General features: G+C 70.9%; 17 protein-coding genes. 1 reads left to right on the plus strand and 16 read right to left on the minus strand.

Annotated elements, in window-relative coordinates; genetic code table 11:
* Positions 1-50: 50 nt before the first annotated feature.
* The 13 genes from metK to pyrR all read right to left on the minus strand — a co-directional run bounded on the left by metK (position 51) and on the right by pyrR (position 14,333).
* Positions 51-1,259 (minus strand): methionine adenosyltransferase, encoded by a 1,209-nt coding sequence (gene metK / locus D7231_RS27500; RefSeq protein WP_120758250.1) that lies wholly within the window; start codon positions 1,257-1,259, stop codon positions 51-53.
* A 175-nt stretch (positions 1,260-1,434) separates the two neighbouring features.
* The gene (gene coaBC, locus D7231_RS27505; protein WP_228775224.1) at positions 1,435-2,643 is read right to left on the minus strand and encodes a bifunctional phosphopantothenoylcysteine decarboxylase/phosphopantothenate--cysteine ligase CoaBC; all 1,209 of its coding nucleotides are present in this window, start codon (positions 2,641-2,643) and stop codon (positions 1,435-1,437) included.
* Positions 2,644-2,736: 93 nt separating this feature from the next.
* On the minus strand, positions 2,737-3,009 hold the full coding sequence (gene rpoZ, locus D7231_RS27510) for a DNA-directed RNA polymerase subunit omega (protein WP_004948662.1): 273 nt from the start codon (positions 3,007-3,009) through the stop codon (positions 2,737-2,739).
* Between the two features lie 34 nt (positions 3,010-3,043).
* The gene (gene gmk / locus D7231_RS27515; protein WP_120758252.1) at positions 3,044-3,634 is read right to left on the minus strand and encodes a guanylate kinase; all 591 of its coding nucleotides are present in this window, start codon (positions 3,632-3,634) and stop codon (positions 3,044-3,046) included.
* 38 nt (positions 3,635-3,672) lie between these two features.
* Complete coding sequence (locus D7231_RS27520; protein ID WP_030365336.1) at positions 3,673-3,996, minus strand: integration host factor; 324 nt, start codon at positions 3,994-3,996, stop codon at positions 3,673-3,675.
* Positions 3,997-4,262: 266 nt separating this feature from the next.
* Positions 4,263-5,129 carry an orotidine-5'-phosphate decarboxylase gene (pyrF, locus tag D7231_RS27525; protein WP_120758253.1) on the minus strand — a complete coding sequence of 289 codons (867 nt, stop codon included), beginning with the start codon at positions 5,127-5,129 and terminating at the stop codon, positions 4,263-4,265.
* Positions 5,126-6,244 carry a quinone-dependent dihydroorotate dehydrogenase gene (locus tag D7231_RS27530; RefSeq protein WP_120758254.1) on the minus strand — a complete coding sequence of 373 codons (1,119 nt, stop codon included), beginning with the start codon at positions 6,242-6,244 and terminating at the stop codon, positions 5,126-5,128. The genes pyrF and D7231_RS27530 overlap by 4 nt, the downstream gene beginning before the upstream one ends.
* 82 nt (positions 6,245-6,326) lie before the next feature.
* Positions 6,327-9,638 carry a carbamoyl-phosphate synthase large subunit gene (carB, locus tag D7231_RS27535; protein WP_120758255.1) on the minus strand — a complete coding sequence of 1,104 codons (3,312 nt, stop codon included), beginning with the start codon at positions 9,636-9,638 and terminating at the stop codon, positions 6,327-6,329.
* A complete protein-coding gene (carA, locus tag D7231_RS27540; protein WP_120758256.1) occupies positions 9,631-10,806 on the minus strand; it encodes a glutamine-hydrolyzing carbamoyl-phosphate synthase small subunit in 1,176 nt (391 codons plus the stop codon). The genes carB and carA overlap by 8 nt, the downstream gene beginning before the upstream one ends.
* Entirely contained in the window at positions 10,803-11,384 is a 582-nt protein-coding gene (locus D7231_RS27545; protein ID WP_241999952.1) for a PH-like domain-containing protein, read from the minus strand. The genes carA and D7231_RS27545 overlap by 4 nt, the downstream gene beginning before the upstream one ends.
* Positions 11,381-12,667, minus strand: coding sequence for a dihydroorotase (locus tag D7231_RS27550; protein WP_120758257.1), 1,287 nt, complete (start codon positions 12,665-12,667; stop codon positions 11,381-11,383). Before D7231_RS27550 ends, D7231_RS27545 begins: the two co-directional genes overlap by 4 nt.
* Complete coding sequence (locus D7231_RS27555; protein WP_120758258.1) at positions 12,667-13,668, minus strand: aspartate carbamoyltransferase catalytic subunit; 1,002 nt, start codon at positions 13,666-13,668, stop codon at positions 12,667-12,669. The genes D7231_RS27550 and D7231_RS27555 overlap by 1 nt, the downstream gene beginning before the upstream one ends.
* Before the next feature lie 95 nt (positions 13,669-13,763).
* Complete coding sequence (gene pyrR / locus D7231_RS27560; RefSeq protein WP_120758259.1) at positions 13,764-14,333, minus strand: bifunctional pyr operon transcriptional regulator/uracil phosphoribosyltransferase PyrR; 570 nt, start codon at positions 14,331-14,333, stop codon at positions 13,764-13,766.
* 233 nt (positions 14,334-14,566) lie between these two features.
* Between pyrR and bldD the strand changes: the two genes are divergently transcribed.
* Positions 14,567-15,067 (plus strand): transcriptional regulator BldD, encoded by a 501-nt coding sequence (gene bldD, locus D7231_RS27565; protein ID WP_004948690.1) that lies wholly within the window; start codon positions 14,567-14,569, stop codon positions 15,065-15,067.
* A gap of 84 nt (positions 15,068-15,151) precedes the next feature.
* Here the strand turns inward: bldD and nusB are convergent, their stop codons facing one another.
* Genes nusB through D7231_RS27580 form a run of 3 tightly spaced genes read right to left on the minus strand, consistent with a single transcriptional unit; the run spans position 15,152 to position 17,315 of the window.
* Positions 15,152-15,586: a transcription antitermination factor NusB gene (nusB, locus tag D7231_RS27570; protein WP_120758260.1), complete on the minus strand. Its 435-nt coding sequence runs from the start codon at positions 15,584-15,586 to the stop codon at positions 15,152-15,154.
* 2 nt (positions 15,587-15,588) lie between these two features.
* A complete protein-coding gene (gene efp, locus D7231_RS27575; RefSeq protein WP_120758261.1) occupies positions 15,589-16,155 on the minus strand; it encodes an elongation factor P in 567 nt (188 codons plus the stop codon).
* 50 nt (positions 16,156-16,205) lie between these two features.
* Positions 16,206-17,315: an aminopeptidase P family protein gene (locus D7231_RS27580; protein WP_120758262.1), complete on the minus strand. Its 1,110-nt coding sequence runs from the start codon at positions 17,313-17,315 to the stop codon at positions 16,206-16,208.
* Positions 17,316-17,322 lie beyond the last annotated feature (7 nt).

Below are 17,322 nucleotides of genomic sequence, written 5' to 3' on the forward strand. Positions count from 1 at the left end.
CCGCCCGGCGCTTGAGGACAGCGGTGACCGGGGCGGTGCCCCGGAGGTGCTTACAGGCCCGCGGCCTTCTTCAGGGCGTCCACGCGGTCCGTGCGCTCCCACGTGAAGTCGGGCAGCTCGCGGCCGAAGTGGCCGTACGCGGCGGTCTGCGCGTAGATCGGGCGGAGCAGGTCGAGGTCGCGGATGATCGCGGCCGGGCGGAGGTCGAAGACCTCGCCGATGGCGTTCTCGATCTTGTCCGTGTCGATGGTGTTCGTGCCGAAGGTCTCGACGAACAGGCCCACCGGCTCGGCCTTGCCGATCGCGTAGGCGACCTGGACCTCGCAGCGCGAGGCCAGACCGGCCGCGACGACGTTCTTGGCGACCCAGCGCATCGCGTACGCGGCGGAGCGGTCGACCTTGGACGGGTCCTTGCCGGAGAAGGCGCCGCCGCCGTGGCGGGCCATGCCGCCGTACGTGTCGATGATGATCTTGCGGCCGGTGAGGCCGGCGTCGCCCATGGGGCCGCCGATCTCGAAGCGGCCGGTCGGGTTCACCAGGAGGCGGTAGCCGTCGGTGTCGAGCTTGATGCCGTCCTCGACGAGCTCCTTGAGGACGTGCTCCACGACGAACTCGCGGACGTCCGGCGCGAGCAGCGAGTCGAGGTCGATGTCGCTCGCGTGCTGCGAGGAGACGACGACGGTGTCGAGGCGGACGGCCTTGTTGCCGTCGTACTCGATGGTGACCTGCGTCTTGCCGTCGGGGCGCAGGTAGGGGATGGTGCCGTTCTTGCGGACCTCCGACAGGCGGCGCGAAAGGCGGTGCGCCAGCTCGATCGGCAGCGGCATCAGGTTCGGCGTCTCGTCGCAGGCGAAGCCGAACATCAGGCCCTGGTCGCCCGCACCCTGCTTGTCGAGCTCGTCCTCGTCGCCCTCGACGCGGGCCTCGTAGGCGGCGTCGACACCCTGGGCGATGTCCGGCGACTGGGCGCCGATGGAGACCGAGACGCCGCACGAAGCGCCGTCGAAGCCCTTCTTGGACGAGTCGTAACCGATCTCGAGGATCTTGTTGCGCACGAGCGAGGCGATCGGCGCGTAGGCCTTGGTCGTCACCTCACCGGCGACGTGGACGAGGCCCGTGGTGATGAGGGTCTCAACGGCGACACGAGACGTGGGGTCCTCGCGCAGCAGGGCGTCGAGGATGGTGTCGCTGATCTGGTCAGCGATCTTGTCGGGGTGACCCTCGGTCACGGACTCCGAGGTGAACAGGCGGCGGGACACATCGCTCCCTGGGGTTGCAGCGGCTGCTGGCTGATCATTGACGGACCCGGCCGAGAGCTGCGCTCGGCGCTGGGTCCACGGTCAGTTTATCCGGCGTTCTCGTGGTTGGGGCATCCTGTCTCGTATCACCGGCCTGGTGACCTGCGACACTCGCACGCTCCGGCGCGCGGAAAGCTCAGGCGAAGCGCCGCACGACGAGGTCCCAGACGGTGTCCGCAAGGTCGTCCTTGGGGCCGTAGGGAACCGGGGTCTCGGAGCCGTCGGGGGCCAGGACAACGGCCTCGTTCGCCTCCGAACCAAAGGTCTTCCGCTCCCCCACCTCATTGACAACCAGCAGGTCACAGCCCTTGCGGGCGAGCTTGGCGCGACCGTTGGCGAGGACGTCGTCGGTCTCCGCGGCGAAGCCCACGACGATCTGCCCGGGGCGCGGCCGGCTCGCCGAGAGCTCGGCGAGGACGTCGGGGTTCCGGATGAGCTCGACGGGCGCCGGCTCCTCGCCGTCCCGCTTCTTGATTTTGCCCTCGGCATAATGCGAAGGGCGAAAATCAGCCACCGCGGCGGCCATGACGACGGCGTCCGCGTCCTCGGCGGCCTTCAGAACGGCCTCCCGCAGCTGGACGGCCGTGCCCACCCGTATGACGTCGGCACCGGCCGGGTCGGCCAGCTCGCTGTTGGCGGCGACGAGCGTGACGCGGGCGCCGCGCGCGACGGCGGTACGGGCCAGGGCGTACCCCTGCTTGCCGGAGGAGCGGTTACCGAGGAAGCGGACGGGGTCGAGCGGCTCGCGGGTGCCGCCGGCGCTGATGACCACGTGCCGGCCGGCGAGGTCGGCGACCGGGGCCGCGGCACCGCGGGCCAGCACCCGGCGGCAGACCTCGAAGATCTCCTCGGGGTCGGGGAGCCGGCCCTTGCCGGTGTCGACGCCGGTGAGGCGGCCGACGGCGGGCTCGATGACGATCGCGCCACGGCGGCGCAGCGTCGCCACGTTCTCCTGAGTGGCCGGGTTCTCCCACATCTCGGTGTGCATGGCGGGCGCGAAGACGACCGGGCAGCGGGCGGTGAGCAGCGTATTGGTCAGCAGGTCGTCGGCGAGGCCGTGGGCGGCCTTGGCCAGCATGTCGGCCGTGGCGGGCGCGACCACGACGAGCCGGGCCTCCTGGCCGATGCGCACGTGCGGCACCTCGTGGACGCTCTCCCAGACCTCGGTGCCGGCGGGGTGGCCGGACAGCGCCGACCAGGTCGCCTCGCCGACGAAGTGCAGGGCCGAGGCCGTCGGCACCACGCGGACGTCATGGCCGGACTCGGTGAGCCGGCGCAGCAGCTCGCACGCCTTGTACGCGGCGATCCCGCCGCTGACCCCCAGGACGACCTTGGGCTTGTCCATCGTCTCCCCATCCATCGTTGAGTACAGCTCCATGACACACCAAAGGCCCGGCAGCCGTGCTGCCGGACCCGTGGTGACGAATATGTGCCGTGCTTACTGAGCCGGGGCCTCGATGGCCTCGGAGGTCAGCAGGCCCGCGTTGATCTCGCGGAGCGCGATGGAGAGCGGCTTCTCGTGGACGTGGGTGTCCACCAGCGGGCCGACGTACTCCAGCAGGCCCTCGCCGAGCTGCGAGTAGTACGCGTTGATCTGACGGGCGCGCTTGGCGGCGTAGATCACCAGGCTGTACTTCGAGTCGGTGGCCTCGAGCAGCTCATCAATCGGCGGGTTGATGATGCCCTCGGGCGCGGTGATGGAAGAGGACACTCTCTGCCTTCCGAAGGGGGGTGAAGAAAGATGGTCAACGGAGCAAGGCTAGCAGCTCACGCGCAACGTCCTCGACGGAGGTGTTGACCAGCGTGACGTCGAACTCCGACTCGGCGGCGAGCTCGACCTTGGCCGCCGCGAGGCGGCGCTCGATCACCTCGGCGGACTCGGTGCCCCGGCCGGTGAGCCGGCGGACCAGCTCGTCCCAGCTCGGCGGCGCCAGGAAGACCAGCCGGGCGTCCGGCATGGTCTCGCGGACCTGCCGGGCGCCCTGGAGGTCGATCTCCAGCAGCACCGGCTCGCCGGCCTCCAGGCGGTCGAGGACCGCCCGGCGCGGCGTGCCGTAGCGGTTGCCGGCGAACTCGGCCCACTCCAGCAGCTCACCGTTGGCGATGAGCTTGTCGAACTCCTCGTCGTCCACGAAGAAGTACTGGACACCGTCCTGCTCGCCGGGGCGCGGCTTGCGGGTGGTGGCCGAGACCGAGAGCCACACCTCGGGGTGCGCCTTGCGCATATGGGCGACGACCGTGCTCTTACCGACCCCGGATGGGCCGGAGAGCACGGTCAGCCGCGGTTGTCTGGCCGGGGATACGGGGGACGTCCCCCGGGAGACTGCAGTACTCATGCAGCGATTATCCCGGTTCGCGGGAGTGCCTGGGAACGTCAGGCGGCCTTGCCGCCGAACTCACGCTCCAAGGATGCGATCTGGTTCGAGCCCAGCCCGCGCACACGACGGCTCTCGGAGATCCCGAGCCGCTCCATGATCTGCTTGGCGCGGACCTTGCCCACGCCCGGCAGGCTCTCCAGGAGTGCGCTGACCTTCATCTTGCCGATCACTTCGTTCGTCTGGCCCTGCGCGATGACATCGTGCAGCGAGGCTCCGGAGTGCTTGAGCCGATTCTTGACCTCGGCGCGCTCCCGGCGAGCCGCGGCGGCCTTTTCGAGCGCGGCAGCGCGCTGTTCAGGGGTAAGGGGCGGAAGAGCCACGCCTACGTCACCTCGGATATCGAACTGTCGGATAACGGACCGGTGAGGAACCTAGTAGGCCCACACCTGGATGAGCAACGAGCAACGCGCTTGCACGTTCGCTCTCGTCGGAGACTAGCGGCCGATTCCGCTCCAGTCAGCGAGAACAAGCGAAAAGTCCTGGTCAGACTCGCTCGACCAGGACTTTTCCGGACATATAGACCAACAAATTTGACGCTTCTGTGGCAGACGCCCGCACCACCGCTCGCGCGGCGGGCCCCCGGCGGCTACCCGGCCGCCGGATCCACGGCGCTCACGGCCTCCCGCACCTCGGCGGCGAACCGCTCGGCGCTCGCCCGCAGCGCCGTGGCATCCGGCCCGTGCCGGAGCACGCCGCGGCTCACGTTCGGCACCACGTTGCGCACGGCCGCGCCGAAGACCTTCGGCAGGTCGGCCGCGGTCGCGCCCTGGGCACCGATGCCGGGGGCGAGCAGCGGGCCGTTGATGTCCAGATCCGCGCGCGCCGCGCCGAGGCTGCCGCCCAGGGTGGCGCCGACGACCGCGCCGAACGAGCCCATGGGCGCGGCGTCCGCGTTCTCGGCCCGCAGGTGGTTGAGCATGGTCGCGCCGACGCTCGCACCGTCGGCGCGCACGGCGTGCTGCACCTCGGCGCCCTCCGGGTTCGAGGTGAGCGCCAGCACGAACACGCCGGTGCCGCTCTCGCGCGCCAGCTCCAGCGCCGGGCGCAGCGAGCCGTAGCCGAGGTAGGGGCTCACGGTCACGGCGTCGGAGAAGAGCGGGGAGGCGGGGTCGAGGTAGGTGGCGGCGTAGGCGGCCATGGTGGAGCCGATGTCGCCGCGCTTGGCGTCCATCAGGACCAGCGCGCCGGCCTCGCGGCAGTCGGCGACGGCCCGCTCCAGGACGGCGATGCCGCGCGAGCCGAAGCGCTCGAAGAAGGCGGACTGGGGCTTGAGGACGGCGACGCGGTCGGCCAGCGCCTCCACCACGGTGCGGGTGAAGCGCTCCAGGCCGTCGATGTCGTCGTTCAGGCCCCAGTCGGCCAGCAGGGAGGCGTGCGGGTCGATGCCGACGCAAAGGGGGCCGCGCGTGTCCATGGCACGGCGCAGGCGCGCGCCGAAAGGTTCGAGGGTCATGCGGCTGCCTTCTTCCGGGTCTCAGCGCCGACGGCCTCGGCGAGGGTCTTGTACGGGCTTGCCGCGAGCTTCTCGGCGAGGCCCTTGTGGAGCTTGCGGCACCAGAACGGGCCCTCGTAGATGAACGCGCTGTAGCCCTGGACCAGCGTGGCGCCCGCCAGGATGCGCTCCCAGGCGTCGTCGGCGGTCTCGATGCCCCCGACACCGACGAGGGTGATCCGGTCGCCCACGCGGGCGTACAGGCGGCTCAGGACCTCCAGCGAGCGGGCCTTGAGCGGGGCGCCGGACAGGCCGCCGGCGCCGATGGCCTCGACGGTGCGCTTCGGGGTGCGCAGGCCGAGCCCCTCGCGGGCGATCGTCGTGTTGGTGGCGATGATGCCGTCCAGGCCGAGCTCGACGGCCAGGTCGGCGACGGCGTCGACGTCCTCGTCGGCCAGGTCGGGGGCGATCTTCACCAGCAGCGGCACGCGGCGCGAGGTGACCGTGCGGTCGGCGGCCTCGCGGACGGCGGTGAGCAGCGGGCGCAGCGCCTCCGTGGCCTGGAGGTTGCGCAGGCCGGGCGTGTTGGGCGAGGAGACGTTGACGACGAGGTAGTCGGCGTGGGCGGCGAGGCGCTCGGTGGAGGTGACGTAGTCGGCGACGGCCTCTTCCTCCGGCACGACCTTGGTCTTGCCGATGTTGACGCCCACAGTCGCGCGGAAGACCGCCTTGCGGGCCGCCAGGCGCTCCGCCACGGCCGCCGAGCCGTCGTTGTTGAAGCCCATGCGGTTGATCAGCGCGCGGTCGGCGACGAGGCGGAAGAGGCGCTTCTTGGGGTTGCCGGGCTGCGGCTGCGCGGTGACCGTGCCGATCTCGACGTGGTCGAAGCCGAGCATGCTCATGCCGTCGATGGCGGCGGCGTTCTTGTCGAAGCCGGCGGCGAGCCCGAAGGGGCCGTGCATCCGCAGGCCGAGCGCCTCGGTGCGCAGCTCCTTGCGGCGGGGCGCGAGGACGGCCGCGACGAGGGTGCGCAGGACCGGCACGCGGGCCGCGGCGCGGATCCAGGCGAAGGCCAGGTGGTGGGCCTTCTCGGGGTCCATGCGCTTGAAGATCAGGTCGAAGAAGAGGCGGTACATGGCGGGCCTTCCGGGGCGAGAGGGGCGGACGGGGCGCATGCCGAGGGGGACACCTTCCGGTGTCCCCCTCGGCCCGGGAGTCTTACGCCTCGCGCGCCGCGGTCAGGTGCTCCGCGTGCTCCTGGAGGGAGCGCACCCCCACGTCACCGCGAGTGAGCGCCTCGATGCCCTGGACGGCGGCCGCGAGGGCCTGGACCGTGGTCAGGCACGGCACCGCGCGGGCGACCGCGGCCGTACGGATCTCGTAGCCGTCGAGGCGGCCGCCGGTGCCGTACGGGGTGTTGACGATCAGGTCGACCTGGCCGTCGTGGATGAGCTGGACGATCGTCTTCTCGCCGTTCGGGCCCTCGCCCTCGCTCTGCTTGCGCACGGCGGTGGCGTTGATGCCGTTGCGCCGCAGCACCTCGGCGGTGCCGGAGGTGGCCAGCAGCTCGAAGCCGTGGGCGACCAGCTCGCGCGCCGGGAAGATCATCGAGCGCTTGTCGCGGTTGGCCACCGAGACGAACGCCCGGCCCTTGGTGGGCAGCGCGCCGTAGGCGCCGGCCTGCGACTTCGCGTAGGCCGTGCCGAAGACGCTGTCGATGCCCATGACCTCGCCGGTGGAGCGCATCTCCGGGCCGAGGACGGTGTCCACGCCGCGGCCGGAGGCGTCGCGGAAGCGCGACCACGGCATCACGGCCTCCTTGACGGAGATCGGCGCGTCCAGCGGCAGCGTGCCACCGTCGCCCTCCTTGGGCAGCATGCCCTCGGCGCGCAGCTCGGCGATGGTCGCGCCCAGCGAGATCCGGGCGGCGGCCTTGGCGAGCGGCACGGCGGTCGCCTTCGAGGTGAAGGGGACCGTGCGGGAGGCGCGCGGGTTGGCCTCCAGGACGTAGAGGATGTCCCCGGCCATGGCGAACTGGATGTTGATCAGGCCCCGGACGCCGACGCCCTTGGCGATGGCCTCGGTGGAGGCGCGCAACCGCTTGATGTCGAAGCCGCCGAGGGTGATCGGGGGCAGGGCGCAGGCGGAGTCGCCGGAGTGGATGCCGGCCTCCTCGATGTGCTCCATGACGCCGCCCAGGTAGAGCTCCTGGCCGTCGTAGAGCGCGTCGACGTCGATCTCGATGGCGTCGTCGAGGAAGCGGTCGATGAGGACCGGGTGCTCGGAGATCAGCCCGGCGTGGCGCTCCAGGTACTCGCCGAGGGAGGGCTCGTCGTAGACGATCTCCATGCCGCGGCCGCCGAGCACGTAGGACGGGCGGACCATGACCGGGTAGCCGATCTCGCCGGCGATGCCCTTGGCCTCCTCGAAGGAGAAGGCGGTGCCGTACTTGGGCGCGGGCAGGCCGGCCTCGGTGAGCACGCGGCCGAACGCGCCGCGCTCCTCGGCGAGGTCGATGGCCTCGGGCGAGGTGCCGACGATCGGCACGCCGTTGTCCTTGAGCGCCTGGGCGAGGCCCAGCGGGGTCTGGCCGCCGAGCTGGACGACGACGCCCGCGACGGGGCCGGCCTCCTGCTCGGCGTGGACGATCTCCAGGACGTCCTCCAGGGTGAGCGGCTCGAAGTAGAGCCGGTCGGAGGTGTCGTAGTCGGTGGAGACGGTCTCGGGGTTGCAGTTGACCATCACGGTCTCGTAGCCCGCGGCGCTGAGCGCGAAGGAGGCGTGGACGCAGGAGTAGTCGAACTCGATGCCCTGGCCGATGCGGTTCGGGCCCGAGCCCAGGATGATCACCGCGGGCTTCTCGCGGCGGGCGACCTCGGTCTCCTCGTCGTAGGAGGAGTAGAAGTACGGGGTCTTCGCGGCGAACTCGGCGGCGCAGGTGTCGACCGTCTTGTAGACCGGGCGGACGCCGAGGGCGTGCCGGACCTCGCGGACGACGGCCTCGGGCAGCCCGCGGATCTCGCCGATCTGGGCGTCGGAGAAGCCGTGCCGCTTGGCCTCGGCCAGCAGCTCGGGCTCCAGGCGGACGGCGTCGGCCAGCTCGGCGGCGATCTCGTTGATCAGGAAGAGCTGGTCGACGAACCACGGGTCGATCTTCGTGGCGTCGAAGACCTCCTCGGCGGTGGCCCCGGCGCGGATGGCCGCCATGACCGTGTTGATGCGGCCGTCCGTGGGGACGACGGCCTTCGCCAGCAGCTCCGCCTTGTCGCCGGGCGCGGAGACGAAGTCGAACTGCGAGCCCTTCTTCTCCAGCGAGCGCAGGGCCTTCTGGAGCGCCTCGGTGAAGTTGCGGCCGATGGCCATGGCCTCGCCCACCGACTTCATGGTGGTGGTGAGGGTGGCGTCGGCGGCCGGGAACTTCTCGAAGGCGAAGCGGGGCGCCTTGACCACGACGTAGTCGAGCGTGGGCTCGAAGGACGCCGGGGTCTTCTCGGTGATGTCGTTGGGGATCTCGTCCAGCGTGTAGCCGACGGCGAGCCGGGCGGCGATCTTGGCGATCGGGAAGCCGGTGGCCTTGGAGGCGAGCGCGGAGGAGCGCGAGACGCGCGGGTTCATCTCGATGACGATGACCCGGCCGTCCTCGGGGTTCACCGCGAACTGGATGTTGCAGCCGCCGGTGTCGACGCCGACCTCGCGGATGATCGCGATGCCGACGTCGCGGAGGATCTGGTACTCGCGGTCGGTGAGCGTCATCGCCGGGGCGACGGTGATGGAGTCACCGGTGTGCACGCCCATGGGGTCGAAGTTCTCGATGGAGCAGACGACCACGACGTTGTCGTTCTTGTCGCGCATCAGCTCCAGCTCGTACTCCTTCCAGCCGAGGATGGACTCCTCCAGGAGCACCTCGGTGGTCGGGGAGAGCGTGAGGCCCTGGCCGGCGATGCGGCGCAGCTCCTCCTCGTCGTGGGCGAAGCCGGAGCCGGCGCCGCCCATGGTGAAGGAGGGGCGGACGACGACGGGGTAGCCGCCGAGCGTCCCGACGCCCGCGAGGACCTCGTCCATGGTGTGGCAGATGACCGAGCGGGCGGACTCGCCGTGGCCGATCTTGGCGCGGACGGCCTCGACGACGCCCTTGAACAGGTCGCGGTCCTCGCCCTTGTGGATCGCCTCGACGTTGGCGCCGATGAGCTCCACGCCGTACTTCTCCAGCACGCCGTTCTCGTGCATGGAGATCGCGGTGTTGAGCGCGGTCTGGCCGCCGAGGGTGGGCAGGAGGGCGTCGGGGCGCTCCTTGGCGATGATCTTCTCGACGAACTCGGGGGTGATCGGCTCGACGTACGTGGCGTCGGCGATCTCCGGGTCGGTCATGATCGTGGCCGGGTTGGAGTTCACGAGGATGACCCGCAGGCCCTCGGACTTCAGCACGCGGCAGGCCTGGGTGCCGGAGTAGTCGAACTCCGCGGCCTGGCCGATGACGATCGGGCCGGAGCCGATGACCAGAACGGACTGGATGTCGGTGCGCTTAGGCACGCTGGCCCTCCATCGGGGAGACGCTGTGCTGATTGTTGTCTCGCATGAGCTCGACAAACCGGTCGAACAGGTACGCGGCGTCGTGCGGGCCTGCGGCTGCCTCGGGGTGGTACTGGACGCTGAATGCCGGCTGGTCGAGCAGCTGGAGGCCTTCCACCACGTCGTCGTTCAGACACACGTGGGAGACCTCCACCCGGCCGTACGGCGTATCGGTCGCCCGGTCGAGCGGGGCGTCGACGGCGAAGCCGTGGTTGTGCGCGGTGACCTCGACCTTGCCGGTCGTACGGTCCTGCACGGGCTGGTTGATGCCGCGGTGGCCGTACTTCAGCTTGTACGTGCCGAAGCCGAGCGCGCGGCCGAGGATCTGGTTGCCGAAGCAGATGCCGAACAGCGGCGTCTTGCGGGAGAGGACCTCGCGCATGACGGCGACGGGGTGGTCGGCCGTGCTCGGGTCGCCCGGGCCGTTGGAGAAGAACACGCCGTCGGGCTTGACCGCGTAGACGTCCTCGGCGGTGGCCGTGGCGGGCAGGACGTGCACCTCGATGCCGCGCTCGGCCATCCGGTGCGGGGTCATGCCCTTGATGCCCAGGTCGATCGCGGCGACGGTGAAGCGCTTCTCACCGATCGCGGGGACGACGTAGGTCTCCTTGGTGGCGACCTCGGCGGAGAGGTCGGCGCCCGTCATCTCGGGGGCCTGGCGCACCTCGGCGAGCATGGTGCCCTCGTCGGGCAGGGAGTGTCCGGAGAAGATGCCGACGCGCATGGCGCCGCGCTCGCGCAGGTGGCGGGTGAGGGCGCGGGTGTCGATGCCGCTGATGCCGACGACGCCCTGCTTGGCCAGCTCCTCGTCCAGGGAGCGGCGCGAGCGCCAGTTGGACGGGATGCGGGCGGGGTCGCGCACCACGTAGCCGGCGACCCAGATGCGCGCGGACTCGGGGTCCTCGTCGTTGACGCCGGTGTTGCCCACGTGCGGGGCGGTCATCACGACGACCTGGCGGTGGTACGAGGGGTCGGTCAGGGTCTCCTGGTAGCCGGTCATGCCGGTGGAGAACACGGCCTCGCCGAAGGTCTCCCCCACGGCCCCGTAGGCCCGGCCGCGGAAGATCCGGCCGTCCTCCAGGACGAGTACGGCGGGGATCTTGGCAGTCCCCCTGGTGGAGGTCGTCATCGTGCGCCTTCCGTGTCGCTGTTCAGGTGGTGCAGGTGGGTGAGGGACTCGACCCAGGCGGCGTGCTCGGCCGCCTGGTCGGAGCGGAAACCGGAATCGATCTCCCGGTCCCCGTGCACCCAGGTGATCACCAGCAGGCCGCCCTCGGTGAGGACCTTGCCGGCGATGCCCTTGTCGAGCCGGGCGCCGCGCACCCGGTCGGCGGGGATGAAGAAGTCCTGGGCGCCCGGGCGCACGACGGTGACGCCCTGCTCCGTCAGGGTGAGCTCGGCCCGGCTGCGGGTGCCGAGGCCGCGGGCGACGATGCGGTCGAGCCACTGCCCGGCCGTGGTGGAGCCGTGGTAGCGGCCATTCATCGTCAGGGTGGGCTCGCCCTGGTCAGCGGGGGCGGTGGGCAGCTCGGGCAGGTCGCCCTGGAGCGTGCCGCGCCACTTCCAGCCCTCGCGCATCAGCCAGTAGAGCAGCGCGATGAAGAGCAGCAGCCCCACGACCCAGCCGATGCGCGCGGCCCAGTCGGTGACGTCGGCAGACTTCTGCTCGGCCGCCAGGTTGATCAGTGCAGATGGTGCTGATGTCACGCGAGTTTCCCGTCCACGACCGTAGCCCGGCCCCGCAGGAAGGTGTGGGTGACGCGACCCGGCAGCTCGCGGCCCTCGTAGGGGGTGTTGCGGCTGCGGGAGGCGAAGCCCGCGGGGTCCACGACACCACGGTAAGCGGAATCGACCAGGGTGAGGTTGGCGGGCTCACCGGCGGCGATCGGGCGGCCGTGGCCTTCGAGGCTGCCGATGCGGGCGGGCTTGACGGACATGCGCTCGGCGACGCCGGCCCAGTCCAGCAGCCCGGTCTCGACCATCGTCTGCTGGACGACGGACAGCGCGGTCTCCAGGCCCACCATGCCCATGGCGGCCGCGGCCCACTCGCAGTCCTTGTCCTCGTGCGGGTGCGGGGCGTGGTCGGTGGCGACGATGTCGATCGTGCCGTCGGCCAGGGCCTCGCGCAGCGCCAGGACGTCGCGCTCGGTGCGCAGCGGCGGGTTCACCTTGTAGACCGGGTTGTACGAGCGGACGAGCTCGTCGGTCAGGAGCAGGTGGTGCGGGGTGACCTCGGCGGTGACGTCGATGCCGCGGGACTTGGCCCAGCGGACGATCTCGACGGAGCCGGCCGTGGACAGGTGGCAGATGTGCACCCGGGAGCCGACGTGCTCGGCGAGGAGGACGTCGCGGGCGATGATCGACTCCTCGGCGACGGAGGGCCAGCCGCCCAGGCCGAGCTCGGCGGAGACGATGCCCTCGTTCATCTGGGCGCCCTCGGTGAGCCGGGGCTCCTGGGCGTGCTGCGCGACGACGCCGCCGAAGGCCTTCACGTACTCCAGGGCGCGGCGCATGATCACGGCGTCGTCGACGCACTTGCCGTCGTCGGAGAAGACGGTGACGCCGGCGGCGGAGTCGTGCATGGCGCCGAGCTCGGAGAGCTGCTTGCCCTCCAGGCCGACGGTGACGGCGCCGATCGGCTGCACGTCGCAGTAGCCGGACTCCTTGCCCAGGCGCCAGACCTGCTCGACGACGCCGGCGGTGTCGGCGACGGGGAAGGTGTTGGCCATGGCGAAGACGGCGGTGAAGCCGCCGCTCGCGGCGGCCCGGGTGCCGGTCAGGACGGTCTCGGAGTCCTCGCGGCCGGGCTCGCGCAGGTGGGTGTGGAGGTCGACCAGGCCGGGCAGCAGGATCTTGCCGTCGGCCTCGACGACGGTGGCGCCCTCGGCGGACAGGCCGTTCCCCACCTCGGCGATGGTCTCGCCGTCGATCAGGACGTCCTGCGGCTCACCGCCGAGGACCTTCGCACCGCGGATCAGGATCTTGGACATTACTTGTTCTCCTCGGTGCGGGCGTTGTTCGTGGTGGCGGCGCTCGTGGTGACGGCGGGCTCGGATCCGCCGAGCAGCAGGTAGAGGACGGCCATGCGCGTGCTGACGCCGTTGGCGACCTGCTCGACGGCCGTGCAGCGGTCGGAGTCGGCGACCTCGGCGGTGATCTCCATGCCGCGGTTCATCGGGCCGGGGTGCATCACGACGGCGTGCTCGGGCATCTTCGCCATGCGGTCGCCGTCCAGGCCGTAGCGGCGCGAGTACTCGCGCTCGGTCGGGAAGAACGCGGCGTTCATGCGCTCGCGCTGCACGCGCAGCATCATCACGGCGTCGGACTTCGGGAGCACGGCGTCGAGGTCGTAGGAGACCTCGCAGGGCCAGCTCCCGACGCCGACGGGCACCAGCGTGGGCGGGGCGACGAGGGTGACCTCGGCGCCGAGGGTGGTCAGCAGGTGGACGTTGGAGCGGGCCACGCGGCTGTGCAGCACGTCGCCGACGATCGTGATGCGGCGCCCGGAGAGGTCCTGGCCGATCCCGGCGTCCCGGCCGACCAGGCGGCGGCGCATGGTGAAGGCGTCCAGCAGGGCCTGGGTGGGGTGCTCGTGGGTGCCGTCGCCGGCGTTGACGACGGCCCCGTCGATCCAGCCGGAGTTCGCCAGCCGGTAGGGGGCGCCGGAGGCGTGGTGGCGGATGACGACGGCGTCCGCGCCCATGGCCTCCAGGGTCAGCGCGGTGTCCTTCAGCGACTCGCCCTTGGAGACCGAGGAGCCCTTGGCGGAGAAGTTGATGACGTCGGCGGACAGGCGCTTGGCGGCGGCCTCGAAGGAGATACGGGTGCGCGTCGAGTCCTCGAAGAAGAGGTTGACGACGGTGCGGCCGCGCAGGGTGGGCAGTTTCTTGATCGGCCGGTCCGCGACCCGGGCCATCTCCTCGGCGGTGTCGAGGATCAGGACGGCGTCGTCGCGGGTGAGGTCGGCGGCCGAGATGAGGTGGCGCTTCATCCGGTTCTCCGTGGGTTAAGGAGGTGTGCGAAGGCGGGGGCCGGGCATGCGGCGGCACGGTCCCGGGCAGCTCGCCGGGTCCGCGGAGGAGGGTGCTACTGCCCGTCGGCCGGGGCGGTCGTGCCCGCGCCGAGGAGCACGCTGTCGCGGCCGTCCTCCTCGGTGAGGTGGACCTTGACCGTCTCCCGCAGCGACGTCGGGAGGTTCTTGCCGACGTAGTCGGCACGGATGGGGAGTTCGCGGTGACCGCGGTCGACGAGGACCGCGAGCTGGACGGCACGGGGCCGACCGAGGTCGTTCATCGCGTCGAGCGCGGCGCGGATCGTGCGGCCGGAGAAGAGCACGTCGTCGACGAGGATCACGAGCCTGCCGTCGATGCCCTCGCCGGGGATCTCCGTGCGGGCGAGCGCACGCGCCGGGCGGAGCCGCAGGTCGTCGCGGTACATGGTGATGTCGAGGGAGCCGACCGGGGTCTTGCCTCCGGTGATCTCCTCGAGCTTGGCGGCCAGCCGGCGGGCGAGGAAGACGCCGCGGGTGGGGATGCCGAGGAGCACGACATCGTCCGCGCCCTTGGCGCGCTCGACGATCTCGTGAGCGATACGGGTGAGAACCCGGGCGATGTCCGGTGCTTCGAGCACGGGACGCGCGCTGGGAATGGCGTCCATAGAAACGGACCTCCTTCTCCGCCTCACGGGACGGACTTTAAAGGACGTCGGAATTACTCCCTCACCGTACCAGGCCCGGCGCCGGGCGCTCACCGTCACCCCTCCTGGAGGACGGTATGGACCATTCGGCTTGACGAAGTCAGATTACGCTGCGTAACCTCACAGTGAGTTACCAGACACGCGGCAGTCGCAGAAGACGCCGTCGCACGTCGATACAGCGTCCGGGGAGCTTTATGTCCAGCGAATACGCCAAACAGCTCGGGGCCAAGCTCCGCGCCATCCGCACCCAGCAGGGCCTCTCCCTTCACGGCGTGGAGGAGAAGTCCCAGGGCCGCTGGAAGGCCGTCGTAGTGGGTTCGTACGAGCGCGGCGACCGTGCCGTGACCGTGCAGCGCCTGGCCGAGCTGGCCGACTTCTACGGGGTTCCCGTGCAGGAGCTGCTGCCCGGCACCACGCCGGGCGGCGCCGCCGAGCCGCCGCCGAAGCTGGTTCTGGACCTTGAGCGCCTGGCCCACGTGCCGGCCGAGAAGGCCGGCCCGCTCCAGCGTTACGCGGCCACCATCCAGAGCCAGCGCGGTGACTACAACGGCAAGGTCCTCTCGATCCGCCAGGACGACCTGCGGACCCTTGCCGTCATCTACGACCAGTCGCCCTCGGTGCTCACCGAGCAGCTGATCAGCTGGGGCGTGCTCGACGCGGACGCGCGCCGCGCGGTCCAGCACGAGGACGCCTGACAGCAGGTCCTCTTCCCCCACACAACCGCCCGGGGGCGGGAAACCTTGCGGTTTCCCGCCCCCGGGCGGTTCGCTTTCTGCGGCTTACTTCTCGTCGCGCCGAAGGCTCGGCTTGAGCTCCTTGAAGCGGCCGAGCAGACCGTTGACGAAGGCCGGCGAGTCGTCCGTGGAGAACTCCTTGGCGAGCTGCACCGCCTCGTCGATCGCCACCGCGTCCGGAGTGCCGTCCTCCCAGATCAGCTCGTAGGCACCGAGCCGCACGATGTTCCGGTCCACGACCGGCATCCGGTCCAGGTCCCAGTCGACCGCGTAGGTGGAGATCAGCTCGTCGATCCGGGACACGTGCTGCGCGTACCCCTCGACCAGCTCCATCGTGTACTCGTTCACCGGCGGCTGGCGGTCGTCGGACCGCGAGTGCCGGATCCAGTCCGCGAGCACGTTCTGCACGGTGATGCCGCGCTGGTCGGCCTCGAAGAGGATCTGGAAGGCGCGCTTACGGGCCTTGCTGCGGGCAGCCACGGTTAGCTGTTCACCCGGCCGAGGTAATCGCCGGTGCGCGTGTCGACCTTGATCTTCTCACCGGTGGTGATGAAGAGCGGGACCTGGATCTCGTAGCCGGTCTCCAGGGTGGCGGGCTTGGAGCCACCGGTGGAGCGGTCGCCCTGGACACCCGGCTCGGTGTGCTCGATGACGAGCTCGACGGCGGCCGGCAGCTCGACGTAGAGCACCTCGCCCTCGTGCGCGGCCACGGTGGCCGTGAAGCCCTCGAGGAGGAAGTTGGCGGCGTCGCCGACGGTCTTGCGGTCGACCATCAGCTGGTCGTACGTCTGCATGTCCATGAAGACGAAGTACTCGCCGTCCATGTAGGAGAACTGCATGTCGCGGCGGTCGACGGTGGCCGTCTCGACCTTCACGCCGGCGTTGAAGGTCTTGTCGACGACCTTGCCGGAGAGCACGTTCTTCAGCTTCGTACGGACGAAGGCGGGGCCCTTGCCGGGCTTGACGTGCTGGAACTCGACGACGGACCAGAGCTGGCCCCCGTCGAGCTTGAGCACCATGCCGTTCTTGAGGTCGTTCGTGGATGCCACGGTTGCGGTATCTCCTGGACTGGTGGAACCAGAAAGTGCGGTGCGCCCCGCTAGAGCGCGAGCAGCTCTTTGGTCGTGATGGTGAGTAGCTCGGGTCCGCCGTCCGCCTCGGGGCGGACGACGAGCGTGTCATCGATCCGGACTCCGCCGCGGCCCGGGAGGTGAACCCCCGGATCTACGGTGACCGGCACGCAAGCGTCCAGTTTACCCATTGCCGAAGGTGTCAGCCGAGGGTCCTCGTCGTTTTCGAGTCCCACGCCGTGTCCGACGCCCGGCCCGACCCGCTCGCCGTGCCCCGCGGCCTCCAGCACCAGGCGCGCCGCGCGGTCCACTTCCCGGTACGGAGTGCCCGGCGCGAGCGCCTCCCGGCCGGCCCGCTGGGCTGCGAACACCTGGTCGTAGAGCTCGATCTGCCAGTCCGCCGGGCTGGTCCCGATCACGAACGTCCGGCCGATCTCGCTGCGGTAGCCGCGGTAGTCGGCGCCCACGCACACGCTGAGGAAATCGCCCTCCTCCACCCGGCGGTCGCCCGGCAGGTGCCCGGCCAGCCCCGAGTTCGGGCCCGTGCCCACCGAGGTGGGGAAGGCCGGGCCCGTCGCGCCGTGGTCGACCAGCCGGCGCTCCAGCTCCAGGGCCAGGTGCCGCTCGGTGCGCCCGACCAGGATCGACTCCAGGAGCTCCCCCAGGGCCTGGTCGGCGATCTCCGCGGCGATCCGCAGGGAGGAGATCTCCTCATCGTCCTTGACGAGCCGCTGCTGTTCCACGGCCGGGCCGAGGTCGGTCAGGCGCAGCCGGGGCGCGACGGACCGCAGGGCGCGGTGGCGGGAGACCGTCAGGTGGTGCTCCTCCACGGCGAGCGAGCTCCTGCCCGCGGCCGCGGCATGCTCGGCGGCGGCGACGGCCGGGTCGCCGTCCGCCTCGGCCAGCACGACGACCTGGAGATCCTCCGCGGCCCGGGGGCCGGAGGCCTCGCCCCCGCAGGGGTCGCAGGGGCACAGCAGGACGTCCCGGCCGGGGCACACGAGCAGCACCGCCCCGGCCGGTGCGGTGCCGGCCAGATAGCGGACGTTGGCGTTCCCGGAGACCAGGGCGGCCTCGCTCCCGGCCGCGTGGCAGCGCTCGCGCAGCCGGTCGCGGCGCGCCGCGTACACCTCGGACATGTCTGTG

It is taken from the genome of Streptomyces klenkii (genome assembly GCF_003626645.1).
Lineage (GTDB): Bacteria > Actinomycetota > Actinomycetes > Streptomycetales > Streptomycetaceae > Streptomyces > Streptomyces klenkii.

Bases quoted from the DNA above. Each gene is read 5' to 3' on its own strand.
- bldD (WP_004948690.1), top strand. From the start codon at position 14,567: ATGTCCAGCGAATACGCCAAACAGCTCGGGGCCAAGCTCCGCGCCATC.
- pyrF (WP_120758253.1), bottom strand. From the start codon at position 5,129: ATGACCCTCGAACCTTTCGGCGCGCGCCTGCGCCGTGCCATGGACACG.
- gmk (WP_120758252.1), bottom strand. From the start codon at position 3,634: ATGAGTACTGCAGTCTCCCGGGGGACGTCCCCCGTATCCCCGGCCAGA.
- pyrR (WP_120758259.1), bottom strand. From the start codon at position 14,333: ATGGACGCCATTCCCAGCGCGCGTCCCGTGCTCGAAGCACCGGACATC.
- D7231_RS27550 (WP_120758257.1), bottom strand. From the start codon at position 12,667: ATGTCCAAGATCCTGATCCGCGGTGCGAAGGTCCTCGGCGGTGAGCCG.
- D7231_RS27555 (WP_120758258.1), bottom strand. From the start codon at position 13,668: ATGAAGCGCCACCTCATCTCGGCCGCCGACCTCACCCGCGACGACGCC.
- D7231_RS27580 (WP_120758262.1), bottom strand. From the start codon at position 17,315: ATGTCCGAGGTGTACGCGGCGCGCCGCGACCGGCTGCGCGAGCGCTGC.
- carA (WP_120758256.1), bottom strand. From the start codon at position 10,806: ATGACGACCTCCACCAGGGGGACTGCCAAGATCCCCGCCGTACTCGTC.
- D7231_RS27530 (WP_120758254.1), bottom strand. From the start codon at position 6,244: ATGTACCGCCTCTTCTTCGACCTGATCTTCAAGCGCATGGACCCCGAG.
- coaBC (WP_228775224.1), bottom strand. From the start codon at position 2,643: ATGGACAAGCCCAAGGTCGTCCTGGGGGTCAGCGGCGGGATCGCCGCG.